This is a genomic window from Peribacillus sp. B-H-3, assembly GCF_048572925.1.
Taxonomy (GTDB): Bacteria; Bacillota; Bacilli; order Bacillales; family DSM-1321; genus Peribacillus.
This window is the reverse complement of sequence record NZ_CP183879.1, coordinates 3,562,641-3,574,647: the sequence shown is the minus strand read 5'-3', so window position 1 is coordinate 3,574,647 and position 12,007 is coordinate 3,562,641. Positions and strand designations below refer to the sequence as shown.

The following is a 12,007-nucleotide window of genomic DNA, read 5'->3' as shown; positions in this document are numbered from 1 at the left end:
TATTTAACCTCGACAGCATAAGAACAAAAGGGAATCTACCAATAGACTAATTGACAAGATTGCTGAATGATAATTTGAACAAAGCCTTTAAGAGGGAAGTGCGGCGTATTAAGGAAGAAAAAAGCTGTTAGCAATGTTTTCGGAAGGATATTCTGCCAAAGAAGTTGCCGGTCTGCTTAATCGTTCTATTATCAGTGTTCAATAATAGCGCTCTGAACTATGGAAGGAAATAAACTTATCCACTGTTAGAGTTTCCCTCCTCAGGCTCATTACAAGCTTCCAAGGCTCACATTCCTGATATCCGTTCCTATTACGTTGTTCTTATCAACCTGTATTACGTTCCTTTCCACAATTTATTTCCCTTGTACATTCCCTTTAGGGCAATTCTCCTTTAAAAACGGACAGGTAATGGTGTATGATGAAATTTATAATGTTGAATTGGAGATGAGAAGATGAAATGGAATCAGCTGCCCCTTGGCCCGCTGCAGACCAATTGTTATGTATTGTCCAATCAAGAAGAATGCATCATTTTTGATCCTGGGGAAGAACCGGATAAACTGATTAATTACATAGGCTCCAAAAAATTGAAGCCGCTTGCTGTGCTGCTGACACATGCCCATTTTGACCATATTGGCGCATTGGATAAAATACGGAGCCAATACAGCATTCCCGCCTACATCCATGAAAAGGAAGCCAAATGGCTGCTTGACCCTGCTTTAAACGGGTCTCAATCATTTATGCCGGAACATCCGCTGCGCTGCCTACCTGCAGAAGAAATTATCGCTGCCAAGGAAGAGCTTACTATCGGAAGTTTTTCTTTTGATATCCTGGAAACACCGGGACATTCCCCGGGAAGTGTTTCATACTACCTGAAAGAAGAAGGAATGGTCATATCAGGTGACGTTTTATTCAAGGACAGTGTCGGCCGTACAGACCTGATAGGCGGTAATGAAGCGCTGCTGATGAAGAGCATCCACAGCCGGCTGCTGACTCTCCCTGAAAACACCATTGTCCTTCCAGGCCACGGACCAGTTACAACTATAGAAGATGAAATGGAAACAAATCCGTTTCTTAATGGCTTTTAAAAACAATCGGAACTGCAGTGATGCAGTTTCTTTTTTTGCTCTTTTAAGGCTCTAGGAAGATCGTTGCCCCCCTGCAGCAATTAATAAATGTAATTATAAGGGAAAAATATATGGTATTATTTTCAAAAAGGAGTGATGAAAACTATTATATTGGGAGGCTGGATATGAAAATGGATACATGAGAATGTATGCATTCTGAACGTTCACATTCCGATTGGAAGAGAACCGATAACCATGGATATGGAAGGAGACATCAAAACTACTTTAAGCTTTTGGAGGCCTCAAATGAAAAAGGCATTACTACTTATGACACTCATCTTCGCAATCTCTTTAACTGGATGCATAGGTCCCGGACTGGGTGACACAGAAACGAAGGTAGCCGGCGATTACTATTTAGTGAAGACAGGAAAGCTTAAAGCCAGCCTGATGAAAGAAGTTTCTGGAACAAAAGAAGAGATTATTCCTAATACGGTTACCGGATTGTATGTGTATGAAGATTATATTTTTGCACGTCAACGAACTTATGATTTGGAAAAGAAAGAATTAGTCAAATCGGAAACTCATTACTTTGTAATTCATCATTCCAGTGGTGAAATGAAAGGGCCACTCTCTTTAACCGAGTTCAAAAGTCTACTGGAACGTATGGAAGTCAAAACAAAAGTAAAATTTGAGAATGATAAAATTGTCCATGTGAATATTAATTAGCTTTAATCATGGCTGGGTAGATCTAGCATTAAAACAAAACGAAACCGAAATAAAACCTTGCCAAAGATTTGAAAGTAGGGAGAATCATTATGAAAAAAACAGCACTCTTTTTATCAATCGCAGCTTTTTTAGGTGCGGGAAGCTATCTTATATATGGGGTAAATGAACACGATCAGCCATCGCCGAAAGAAGATGCTGCAAAGAAATCTGACATCTCGACATGGGTCTATCATACTGAGATTCCGGAAAATTACATATGGAAAATTCACTTCGATCATGGCTTAAATAAAAACATTCTTACCAATAAAACGGCATATGTTTTGGATAATGAAAATAAACAGGTTCCTGTCAGGCTGCAGTCAGGAAATTCAGGCACGCTGATCATTAAGCCGCCGAAAGAAGGCTATAAAAAAGGAATTACATATAACTTGTACACAGATAGGGATTTGGACAAAGAATTTATTGGAGACGAAAAGCAGCCGAAACTATACCGAATACAATTCACCGTAAGCAAAAATGGAGCATAGGCCGAGTGTCCATATGCGCAGAATTAAAAGTCAGAATAATTCAACACCTTGTTGCGCTGATTTATGATTCTAGCCTGTTAGGAATCATGTCTCTATCTATAGAAACTGTTTTAAAAGGGGAGAGTGCTCATGGAGACGAGCCGTTCGATAGAAAGCATTTTAAAAGAAAAGGTGGCTGCAAGTAAAGATGGAATGATTACTTATAGAGAGTACATAGAGACAGTGCTTTATTCACCAGAGCATGGCTATTATATGAAGGAAAGAGAAAAAATCGGAAAAAACGGCGATTTTTATACATCCAGTATAATGAGTGATGGTTTTGGAATAGCCCTTGCAAAGTGGTTTTCGTATAGTTTGAAAGAAACTGGCCTGCACCCTGTAATTGCCGAGATTGGGGGCGGCACTGGAAATCTGGCATACAGCATCCTCTCTTATCTGAAAGAAAATGATAGAGAATTATTTTCACGTTTAAACTATATTGTGGTGGACAGCAGTCCCTATCATCAAAAACGGCAGAGGGAAAAGCTGAAGAGTTTCGAGAATGCAGTATATGCTGAATCCTTCTCTGAATTGGAAGATTTTGAAGGGATCATGTTTTCTAATGAACTATTTGATGCACTGCCGGTCTCTGTTGTTGAAAAAAAGCAGGGTGTGCTGCATGAGGTATGCCTTGAATTGAAAAATGGATTTCTGTCTGAATGCTTAAGGCCCTGCATAAATCCGGGACTACTCCGATATTTAAAGAATCAGGATATCATTTTAGCGGAAGGGCAGAGAATGGAAATACCGCTTGATATGGTTGCTTGCCTAAAGTCACTCTCCCAAATACTGAAAAAAGGGTTGTTGTTAACAATCGATTATGGATATACACATGATGAGTGGGAGGAAAATATTCACTCAAAGGGCAGTCTGAGAGGATATTATAAGCATACAATGGTGAGTAATGTGCTGGAACGTCCCGGCGAGATGGATATAACGTCACATATTCATTTTGATGCACTTAAAAGCTTCGGGGCACAGTACGGATTAAGAAATGAAACGGTGCTTAGTCAACATGAATTTCTGCTTCGCTGCGGCCTGCTTGAGGAAGTGGCCGATCATCAAAACACAGATCCATTTTCAGCGGTTTCTAAACGTAATAGATCTATCCGCAGCCTGCTTCTTCCAGGGGGCATCAGTTCATATTTCCGTGCCTTGATCCAGACCAAAAATATGCCGCACCTTGACAGGCTGTTTCCTTATTAAACAGAGAAAAGCTCCCTGCTGAATGCAGGGAGCTATGTACTGCTTTTGTTTAGCCTGCAGGAAGTTATGTCCCGCTAGTTCAACTGGCTTCATGAAGCAAACCGGGTAAGATAGATGGGCTTTATTCCATGCCTGCTCCCGGAACCATCATAAAAGTGGACCAGTAGGTAAATCCGACGAAGAAAACGGTAAGATATGCTCCGAACACATAAATATACATCCGCTCAGATAATCGCAAATAACTTAAAAGAATAAAGAATCCAGTTTGTCCAAAGAAAATCAAGGCGGTTGTATACATATCACCTAAATAGAAAAATATGGCCATAATACCAGTCCAGAAACCAAGAACTCTGTACATGCGCTCCATCTGTATCCCTCCTTTGTGCCAATCATATCCATTCTAAATAATTATAAATTACAAGTTCGCAGGATGTAAAGACTTGATTGTATGCGCTTTATCGATTAAAGCCAAAAAATACAGATAATTCAAGTTTTTTTGTGAGACGAGATTCTAAATAAATACAGTCATTTCCCCGGTTCAGGAAGCAGGCTAAATAGTTTTTTTATAAAAATCTTGTACATATCATAGTAAATACTGTACAAATGTTATACATATATTATACAATCTCCATATACCCACTTAGATAATTAAAATTTAGAACGGAGGATGAGTAATGAAAACATTAACTTTCTTTTCATATCCAAGCTGCACGTCATGCCGCAAAACAAAAAAATGGCTGCGATCCAATCAAGTCACTTTTGAGGAGCGTCATATCTTCAGGGAAACACCAACTCCCGACGAATTGCAGGAAATATTAAAATTAACGACAGAAGGGCTCGATGAGCTGCTTGCTACAAGAAGTGAAACATTTAAGAGCTTAAACCTGGATTTGGATGACTTAAAATTGTCTGATGTCCTCCAGCTATTATCAAAGGAGCCAAAGCTATTAAGGAGACCGATTGTTACGGACGGGGAAAAGCTGATTATCGGCCATCACGAAGATGCACTAAAAAGCATGGTGCATATGAAAAATGAATTGAAAATGAGTATGTAAAATTAATTCTCGGTCACTCGAGAATTTTTTTTTGTTGGAACGGGCAACTTTGCCGGATGCTTTGCCCCTGTGAGGTTCCTAAAAGAGCTTAAACTGAGGTTTTTACGAAAAAGGCAATTTGAAAGAAATATTGCAGACAGAAGGGATTTGGGGAAAACAGGGAGAACTAGTAGACTAAGATGTTATTTAAGATGCCGCTGAAAGTAAAACATGCAGAGGAGTGCATTTATGATAAAAAAAGAATTCGAACGTCCGACAGATTATTATGATAATCGTCTATATCCAATTGATGAAGAAATTTGCAAGCTGCTGCAGCAGAGGAAAGCTCTTTGTGAGGGTAAACCTGGCTTTCCGCCCGATAAGACGATCACTGAGTGGGCCGGGAAATATGATCTTTTTGAAGAGTTTCTGCAATCCTTATTTGGATTGATGAGGATGGATTTTTTCTTCAAGCCGCAAGTTGAGCCATCTGGATTTATAAAACACCTGCCTGTATTAAAATCCTTTGAACACGAGGAAGAGATTTATACAATTACTTATATCAAACAATACACTAATGCCAGTGTGCTGAACCTTCATATTGATTGGGATGAAAAAATTGATACCCCGCTTAATATGTTAAGAAAAAGACCCCGTGACTTTTTAAAATTGCAGATAGAACATTACGATTGCCGTTCAGATGGCAGCGGCGGCGGACAAGGTTTCCGCACCCACACATATATTATATCCCCAGCATTGCCGGACAATTTATCCGGGCTGGAACTGGTTTTTAATAAAAAAGATTCAATATTCAGCGATAAAGTAATAGAGGGAGAATTTTCCTTAACATTGGATTAAGGGCACTTTGTTTGTGATTTTAAGGGTTATGATAAGATAACTCTGCTTGATTTACTTTTTGGACTTTACTAGTATTCTCTGTATATATTCCATTAATAACGGGAACAATCATCGGTTTTTTCCCGGGTTGTCTTTATTATGGCCAACGATTTTTCTGATACTTTGTTACGCGGCATACCACGGAATATCGCTCCCATCCACACCCCTCGAAATTCTTCGCATAGCCTATAATGCTATTCACAGATTAATATTTTTTGTTTAGTAACGTAATACAGCCTGATAATTTTTTCTAATCGCTATACATAAGACATCTGTCATTCCGTCGGGGTTTTAAAGATTGTAAAATAAAGGAAAGGTAAATGGCGGGGAGGACAAAGAGATGAAAGCAATTATTGTAAAAGAGTATTGCAATCCTGAGGTTCTTGCCTATACAGATACAGATATTCCTGATATAGGACCCTTTCAGGTGCAGATCAGGGTGGAAAAGCACACCAGCTGATGGAAAGCAGGCTAAGTGAAGGGAAGATACTGCTTGACGTGAGGAAGTAAAGAATCGCTTTGATAGATATAAAAAAGGATCTTCTGGGTTTTATTTAAAACGATTGAACACTATGGAAGAAGGAATTTTATGAAAAAGAAAGCGGTTTTAGCCGGGGGTACTGGATTTATAGGTGCCTTTCTTGAAAAGAAGTTTTGTGAATCGGGCTATGAAGTAAAGGTGATATCCCGGCAGGCACCCAATATTAACTGGCAAGACACAGATGCCATCATTAGTGCGCTTGAAGAGGCTGAGATACTAATCAACTTGGCAGGCAAGTCTGTGGATTGCCGCTATAATAAAAGTAATAAAGAAGCGATTCTTCTTTCAAGGACTAAAACGACGAATATTCTTGGAAACGCCATATCTCAATGCAAAAACCCACCGAAGCTCTGGATCAATTCCAGTACAGCCACCATCTACCGCCACGCGGAGGACCGCCCAATGACGGAGGAAGAGGGGGAGATAGGCTCTGGATTCTCTGTGGATGTTGCCAAGGCATGGGAACAAGCATTTTTTGATTTTCAATTGCCTGAGACAAGGCAAATTGCTCTAAGAATTGCGATTGTTCTGGGGAAAGGTGGAGGCGTGATGACTCCCTTTAAAAATATGGTCAAATATGGCCTGGGAGGCGCACAGGGGCCTGGAACACAAAAATTCAGCTGGATCCATGTTGAAGATATCTACCGCATCATTACCTTCCTCCAGGAAAAAGAATACTTGAGCGGTATTTTTAACTGTTCTTCGCCCAATCCAGTCACGAACGCAGAGTTAATGGAAAACCTCCGTAAAGCCATGGGGGTAAAAGCCGGGCTGCCATCAGCAAAATGGATGCTTGAGCTTGGAGCTGTGTTCATTAAAACAGAAACAGAGCTAATTTTAAAAAGCAGATGGGTAATCCCTGAAAGGCTGGTAAAAGAGGGGTTCACCTTCGAATACAGCCGCATTGATGATGCGCTTCATCAAATCCTCAGCTGATAAAGGGTGAATAAGCGGCATGACAGCTGGTGTGGATTTAATTGAAGGTTTTTCAAAAATTATGAAGAATTAATAGAGAGCTCACCAAAACTATGATTAGAGGTATTATGGATGAAGGTTCAATTGAAGGATGTGACAAGGGAAAATTGGGAAGAAGCTTTGTCATTGAAGGTCAAGGCAGCACAAAGCCGATTTGTTCCCGAAGCAGCGGTGTCACTGGCAAAAATTTATATTAAACCAGACGGTGACAATGTCAATTACATTCCTTTTGCCATCTATGATCATGAAAAAATGGTCGGGTTCATTATGCATGCATATATTGAAAACACATCCAGCATGTATTGGATCAATGGGTTTATGATTGACGAAAAGCATCAGGGAAAGGGATACGGAAAGGCAGCACTTATCGGGATGATTTCCTGGATCTGGCAGACCTTTCCTGCGTGCAAAGAAATCCGGCTGACTGTACATAGGGAAAATCATGCAGCCCGGGGGCAATATAAAAAATATGGCTTTTTTCCTTTAGGAGAGACAATTGGCGAGGAAGATGTATGGTCTTTGCCTGTTCCGCAGCTTTTTTGAGAATTAAAAGAAAAGAAGCAAGCTAAGTTGTGAAAACAGTACAAATGGGAGAAAATTCTGTTCTGAAATGACACGAAAGCACATCAGATTTCTGCTGGCCAAATAAGAATTCATGGAGAAAATAATGACTCAAAATAACATCGTCCTGGTTGTGAGTACATCAATTATTAACAATAATAATGACGTACTGCTTATAAAAGAAAACAGGTTATCTGAGAAAAACAAGTGGAATTTTCCTTCAGGGCGCATAGAGCAAGGAGAAGATATTACCCTTGCTGCCTGCCGGGAAGTGAAAGAAGAAACCGGCTATGATATCCGGATGACACACACGACAGGGATATACAACTTTGTCAGCAGTACAAATCATCAGGTCATATTGTTCCATTTTATCGGTGTCATTGCCGGCGGTTCACTGAAGCTGGAAGAAGACGAAATTACAGATAGCAAATGGATTCCGCAAGCGGAGCTTTTAGAAATGGAAAACTGCGAACTCCGTAATCCTGGTGTTATGAAACAGATTGCACGATCTTTAATAGATAAGGAGTTATATCCAATAACTCTCTTCAAAGACCAATTACTATAACTTTATTGAAGGCTGCCGTGCACCCCATTAGCTTAACAAACATATTTCTATGAAGGCGTCTTTTATTGATTGATATTCCCTATCTAAAATACTCATAAATACATCTGTTTCATATTTACCCTCAATTAAGGCTCCTTCTCTTTCTACTCCTTCTTGTATAAAACCACACTTTTCATAACATTTGATTGCTCTCTTGTTATACTGGAGAACTCTTAAATCAACACGATGTAGTTGGAGTTCCTCAAATGCGTAACGGAGTACCAATTGTGTAATTTTTGTTCCTAATCCTTTGTTCCAAACAGTTGGGTCAAATAATCCAACAGCGTAACGTGCTCTATTATCTAATTTATTTACTGTTAACCGAGCTTGTCCTACAAAACGCCCTTCAAATTCTACACACCATTCAAGTTTATTGATTTTAATAGCATTAACAAATTCCTGAGCATCTTCCTTTGTTTTCGGTGATAAATTCCTTGTATCTCCACCATACATCCTTTCAAGTTCTTTATTTACTTCAATTTTTAAGTAATCAATTACATCACGCTCAATAGGTTGTCGTAACAACACTTTATCGCCTTTTATCATTGGTGCTTCATTCATTTAACCACACCCCTCCAACTTTCTTCTTCAACATTACTGCTCCGTTACTTAAATAACACACACTTCCATTATATGTTATTTATGAGACATATCAATCATCCATTTCAAAAACAACAAACTTTGCGAAAACAGCGTTTTTTTTAAAGCACAACTCCGAGCGTACTGCTAGGTTTATTGATATTTGAAAAAGGGAATCGTTGTACATACACACCTTCATTTAACGTTGTTTGCAATCATGCAGAAAATTTAGATGATGGAAATTTACTTAACTAAGGAGAGATACCTGTGTCAAATCCTGAAAATCCATTAAACCAATACTATAACGAAGATTTTCCAAAACAATATCAAGAGCCGCCAGCAGTTCAGGGCCAAATGAACCCGCTTCCGGACTGCGGGGAAACAAGCTATAAAGGATCCGGCAAGCTATTGAACAGAAAGGCCCTTGTGACAGGCGGTGATTCTGGAATCGGACGCGCTGCAGCCATTGCATATGCACGTGAGGGAGCAGATGTTGCCATCAATTATCTTCCCGAAGAACAGGCAGATGCAGAGGAAGTGAAAAAGCTTATTGAAGCAGAAGGAAAAAAAGCCGTGCTGATTCCCGGCGATTTGAGCGATGAATCCTTTTGCAGAGAGCTTGTGGAAAAGGCGTATAAAGAATTAGACGGGCTCGATGTCCTGGCACTTGTTGCCGGCAAGCAGCAAGCTGTTGAAGATATCGCGGAGTTATCTACAGAGCAGCTGCGCAAAACTTTTGAAGTAAATGTCTTTTCATTATTTTGGACGGTTCAGGCAGCATTGCCGTATTTGCCAAAAGGTGCTTCCATCATTACGACAACCTCAGTACAAGGCTATAACCCTAGTCCTAACCTGCTGGATTATGCATCAACAAAATTCGCGATTACCGGTTTTACCCGCGGATTGGCGAAACAGCTGGGATCAAAGGGCATTCGTGTTAACTCTGTTGCCCCGGGCCCGATCTGGACACCACTGCAAATTTCAGGAGGGCAGCCAAGCGACAAAATTCCTGCTTTTGGACAAAACACACCGCTCAAGCGTGCTGGCCAGCCAGTGGAATTAGCGGGTGTATATGTATTCCTTGCTTCAGAGGATTCAAGCTATGTTACGGCCCAAGTATATGGTGTCACAGGCGGAATCGAACTGGCTTAAAACTTAAAAACAGCTTTGAGGCCCTGGCCCCAAAGCTGTTTTTTTTTATAGGAATCCTTATGATTTCATTCATTGAATCTGCCCATAACTACGGTATTATAATACAAACCGTCAGAAAGAATTTTATCATTTTTTAAGATGCCTTCAATTTCAAATCCAAGCTTGCGATAAAGGGAAATAGCCTTTTCATTGGTTTCCAGCACATGTAAAGTCATTTTTTTGATCCCGTTCACGTCCGCCCAGCAAATCGATTCTTTTAATAAATTTTTCCCTATAGCATAGCCCCAATACTCTCTTAAGACACATACTCCGAATTCTATTTTATGAGAAAATCTCTTTAATTGATTTCCCTCGCATCTTGAAAAGCCGACTATCTTATTCTGAACAAGAGCAACAAGAAATAGGTTTGTTTTACTGTCAGCATCTGTTTTGATGATTTTTTCAAAGCCTGGCGGATCAATGAATGCCTCACCTTTTTCTCTATCTAAATTTTCAGTTTCACCATCAATCTGCAGCCTCAATTGAGACAAATTCCCGGCATCTTTTTCACTTGCAGACCGGATTGTATAATTCATTCCATTCACGCAGAATTCTTGTTTGTTTATAATCATCATTTTCTCCTTTTTCAACCTTGTTTCTTAAAGAAAATTCCATACAGAAAAATATTCTCCATCTGCATTGTGCTTTCCTGTTTGTGCTCATTGAATGAGTGCTGTGTGGAAATACTATCCTAACACATAAAAAAATAAGGAGGGCTACCATGCCAAAAAAGAATGAAACTGGGGATGGGACAGCAGAGGAAAAAGAGGCATCCGGCACAGGCAAAGAAAATACAAAGAATGCAGAAAACACGAGCCGCCTTTTGGGAGAGGTACTAACCTACCTATCAGACGATGAAGTGGAGGAAATAGATATTGAGTATCTCCTGGACCACACAGAGGGCCTCAGAGATTGGTGGGATCAGTACCGTGAAAACAACAGAAAGCAAATTGAAGAAGAAATTAAGAATTCCCTGAACAAGCTTCCTCTTAACGAATTGGAAAGCATCCGCGAAAAAATTAAAGGGAAAACAAATTGATGCCAAGCAAATAACCATTAATGAATGCATTCTCGAAAAGGGAATGCATTTTTAGCTGTAAATAATTGGATAATAATATTAAGATAGTATCATGGGAATTTTGAAAATGAACTTAATTTTTTTACTGCGTTTTTCCTTATATAGTGTTTCGAGTTTTCAGAAATGGGGCCGGGGATTTGAAAAAAAACAAAAATGTCTTCTATTATTCTGTTTCTGTTCATATTTTTTTTAACCATTCAAGGAGCTAGTGCTGCTGAGTTCTATTTTCCGAAGGGAAAAGGTGGAGTTCCGGCAAAGGCTAAAAAATTTGCGGAGAATCATTTTAAAGAAATAGTTGTGGACGTTATACAACAAGATAATCCATCTTACTATCACCTCACAGATAATACCGAAGATATCAGATTTGGTGATTTGCTCCCCACCTATTCAATGACGAGGGACTTCAAGAAAAGTACAGATGATATAAAGGAAGCCCACAAGGGATTAATACAGGACAATGAATGGATTTCCGTTGTTTATCAGGAAGGCAAACCTGTTAATGTGATTGGGACTTATAGAAATGAAGAAAATGAATATGAACTTTCTACTTTTGGATATGGAAAGAGTTTAGCGGAAAATCTTGCTGGATTCAAGCCAAGTCCTGACACGAAAATTTTTTATGAAATGCCGAGAGATGCCTGGTATCTCTATCAAAACGGCAAGGTAAGCGGGTTAAATAATCCAGCAAAAAAAATGATCCCTGCTCCTGTCACTGTCAAGCAATTCAGGGAAGATATCATTGAAAGATATAAAGATGCTAAGCCTATTTTAGATGCTAACGGAAATGACAGTTCTGTCGGAGGAGGTGGCGGGGGAGACACATCCAAAGACCTTGATGAGGATAAGACACTCAGCCCTGTTGTCTTGTACGGAGGCATAAGCCTGCTCGCTGCACTGGCTGTCACCGCTTATGCCATCATTCGAAATAGACGGAACAAATCTTCAGATATAAAATAGATACAGAAACTGGTCATATTCACAGCCT

The 12,007-nt window shown here is 39.7% G+C and carries 15 protein-coding genes; 12 read left to right on the top strand and 3 right to left on the bottom strand.

From position 1 onward, the window contains the following. The first annotated feature begins 452 nt into the window (after positions 1 to 452). The 4 genes from ACN6MY_RS17760 (at position 453) to ACN6MY_RS17745 (ending at position 3,562) form a co-directional block, all read left to right on the top strand. Positions 453 to 1,085 carry an MBL fold metallo-hydrolase gene (locus ACN6MY_RS17760; protein WP_419881372.1) on the top strand — a complete coding sequence of 211 codons (633 nt, stop codon included), beginning with the start codon at positions 453 to 455 and terminating at the stop codon, positions 1,083 to 1,085. A 285-nt stretch (positions 1,086 to 1,370) separates the two neighbouring features. After that, positions 1,371 to 1,790: a hypothetical protein gene (locus tag ACN6MY_RS17755; RefSeq protein WP_419881371.1), complete on the top strand. Its 420-nt coding sequence runs from the start codon at positions 1,371 to 1,373 to the stop codon at positions 1,788 to 1,790. Positions 1,791 to 1,879: 89 nt separating this feature from the next. Beyond that, positions 1,880 to 2,317 (top strand): hypothetical protein, encoded by a 438-nt coding sequence (locus ACN6MY_RS17750; protein WP_419881370.1) that lies wholly within the window; start codon positions 1,880 to 1,882, stop codon positions 2,315 to 2,317. A 129-nt stretch (positions 2,318 to 2,446) separates the two neighbouring features. Beyond that, positions 2,447 to 3,562, top strand: a complete 1,116-nt coding sequence (locus tag ACN6MY_RS17745) for a class I SAM-dependent methyltransferase (protein WP_419881369.1) — start codon at positions 2,447 to 2,449, stop codon at positions 3,560 to 3,562. Between the two features lie 121 nt (positions 3,563 to 3,683). Here ACN6MY_RS17745 and ACN6MY_RS17740 read toward each other — a convergent pair whose 3' ends face one another. Then, a complete protein-coding gene (locus tag ACN6MY_RS17740) occupies positions 3,684 to 3,929 on the bottom strand; it encodes a DUF2626 domain-containing protein (RefSeq protein ID WP_071350278.1) in 246 nt (81 codons plus the stop codon). A 307-nt stretch (positions 3,930 to 4,236) separates the two neighbouring features. Here ACN6MY_RS17740 and spx point away from each other — a divergent pair, with 307 nt between their 5' ends. The 5 genes from spx to ACN6MY_RS17715 all read left to right on the top strand — a co-directional run bounded on the left by spx (position 4,237) and on the right by ACN6MY_RS17715 (position 8,135). Continuing rightward, complete coding sequence (gene spx / locus ACN6MY_RS17735; protein WP_090989172.1) at positions 4,237 to 4,617, top strand: transcriptional regulator Spx; 381 nt, start codon at positions 4,237 to 4,239, stop codon at positions 4,615 to 4,617. A 228-nt stretch (positions 4,618 to 4,845) separates the two neighbouring features. Then, the gene (locus ACN6MY_RS17730; protein WP_419881368.1) at positions 4,846 to 5,454 is read left to right on the top strand and encodes a hypothetical protein; all 609 of its coding nucleotides are present in this window, start codon (positions 4,846 to 4,848) and stop codon (positions 5,452 to 5,454) included. A gap of 628 nt (positions 5,455 to 6,082) precedes the next feature. Next, complete coding sequence (locus ACN6MY_RS17725; RefSeq protein WP_419881367.1) at positions 6,083 to 6,970, top strand: TIGR01777 family oxidoreductase; 888 nt, start codon at positions 6,083 to 6,085, stop codon at positions 6,968 to 6,970. Positions 6,971 to 7,081: 111 nt separating this feature from the next. Further along, positions 7,082 to 7,552 (top strand): GNAT family N-acetyltransferase, encoded by a 471-nt coding sequence (locus ACN6MY_RS17720; protein WP_419881366.1) that lies wholly within the window; start codon positions 7,082 to 7,084, stop codon positions 7,550 to 7,552. Positions 7,553 to 7,676: 124 nt separating this feature from the next. Next, a complete protein-coding gene (locus ACN6MY_RS17715) occupies positions 7,677 to 8,135 on the top strand; it encodes an NUDIX hydrolase (protein WP_419881365.1) in 459 nt (152 codons plus the stop codon). A 27-nt stretch (positions 8,136 to 8,162) separates the two neighbouring features. Here the strand turns inward: ACN6MY_RS17715 and ACN6MY_RS17710 are convergent, their stop codons facing one another. Then, entirely contained in the window at positions 8,163 to 8,735 is a 573-nt protein-coding gene (locus tag ACN6MY_RS17710; RefSeq protein WP_419881364.1) for a GNAT family N-acetyltransferase, read from the bottom strand. 285 nt (positions 8,736 to 9,020) lie between these two features. Here ACN6MY_RS17710 and ACN6MY_RS17705 point away from each other — a divergent pair, with 285 nt between their 5' ends. Continuing rightward, the gene (locus tag ACN6MY_RS17705; RefSeq protein ID WP_419881363.1) at positions 9,021 to 9,905 is read left to right on the top strand and encodes an SDR family oxidoreductase; all 885 of its coding nucleotides are present in this window, start codon (positions 9,021 to 9,023) and stop codon (positions 9,903 to 9,905) included. Positions 9,906 to 9,970: 65 nt separating this feature from the next. Here the strand turns inward: ACN6MY_RS17705 and ACN6MY_RS17700 are convergent, their stop codons facing one another. Next, positions 9,971 to 10,516 carry an N-acetyltransferase family protein gene (locus tag ACN6MY_RS17700; protein ID WP_419884204.1) on the bottom strand — a complete coding sequence of 182 codons (546 nt, stop codon included), beginning with the start codon at positions 10,514 to 10,516 and terminating at the stop codon, positions 9,971 to 9,973. Between the two features lie 149 nt (positions 10,517 to 10,665). Between ACN6MY_RS17700 and ACN6MY_RS17695 the strand changes: the two genes are divergently transcribed. Together ACN6MY_RS17695 and ACN6MY_RS17690 are read left to right on the top strand one after the other, a co-directional pair. After that, on the top strand, positions 10,666 to 10,983 hold the full coding sequence (locus ACN6MY_RS17695) for a hypothetical protein (protein WP_419881362.1): 318 nt from the start codon (positions 10,666 to 10,668) through the stop codon (positions 10,981 to 10,983). A gap of 192 nt (positions 10,984 to 11,175) precedes the next feature. Next, a complete protein-coding gene (locus ACN6MY_RS17690) occupies positions 11,176 to 11,979 on the top strand; it encodes a hypothetical protein (RefSeq protein WP_419881361.1) in 804 nt (267 codons plus the stop codon). Positions 11,980 to 12,007 lie beyond the last annotated feature (28 nt).

Coding starts and splice junctions, on each gene's coding strand:
- ACN6MY_RS17760 (WP_419881372.1), top strand. CDS start 453: ATGAAATGGAATCAGCTGCCCCTTGGCCCGCTGCAGACCAATTGTTAT.
- ACN6MY_RS17755 (WP_419881371.1), top strand. CDS start 1,371: ATGAAAAAGGCATTACTACTTATGACACTCATCTTCGCAATCTCTTTA.
- ACN6MY_RS17750 (WP_419881370.1), top strand. CDS start 1,880: ATGAAAAAAACAGCACTCTTTTTATCAATCGCAGCTTTTTTAGGTGCG.
- ACN6MY_RS17745 (WP_419881369.1), top strand. CDS start 2,447: ATGGAGACGAGCCGTTCGATAGAAAGCATTTTAAAAGAAAAGGTGGCT.
- ACN6MY_RS17740 (WP_071350278.1), bottom strand. CDS start 3,929: ATGGAGCGCATGTACAGAGTTCTTGGTTTCTGGACTGGTATTATGGCC.
- spx (WP_090989172.1), top strand. CDS start 4,237: ATGAAAACATTAACTTTCTTTTCATATCCAAGCTGCACGTCATGCCGC.
- ACN6MY_RS17730 (WP_419881368.1), top strand. CDS start 4,846: ATGATAAAAAAAGAATTCGAACGTCCGACAGATTATTATGATAATCGT.
- ACN6MY_RS17725 (WP_419881367.1), top strand. CDS start 6,083: ATGAAAAAGAAAGCGGTTTTAGCCGGGGGTACTGGATTTATAGGTGCC.
- ACN6MY_RS17720 (WP_419881366.1), top strand. CDS start 7,082: ATGAAGGTTCAATTGAAGGATGTGACAAGGGAAAATTGGGAAGAAGCT.
- ACN6MY_RS17715 (WP_419881365.1), top strand. CDS start 7,677: ATGACTCAAAATAACATCGTCCTGGTTGTGAGTACATCAATTATTAAC.
- ACN6MY_RS17710 (WP_419881364.1), bottom strand. CDS start 8,735: ATGAATGAAGCACCAATGATAAAAGGCGATAAAGTGTTGTTACGACAA.
- ACN6MY_RS17700 (WP_419884204.1), bottom strand. CDS start 10,516: ATGATTATAAACAAACAAGAATTCTGCGTGAATGGAATGAATTATACA.
- ACN6MY_RS17695 (WP_419881362.1), top strand. CDS start 10,666: ATGCCAAAAAAGAATGAAACTGGGGATGGGACAGCAGAGGAAAAAGAG.
- ACN6MY_RS17690 (WP_419881361.1), top strand. CDS start 11,176: ATGTCTTCTATTATTCTGTTTCTGTTCATATTTTTTTTAACCATTCAA.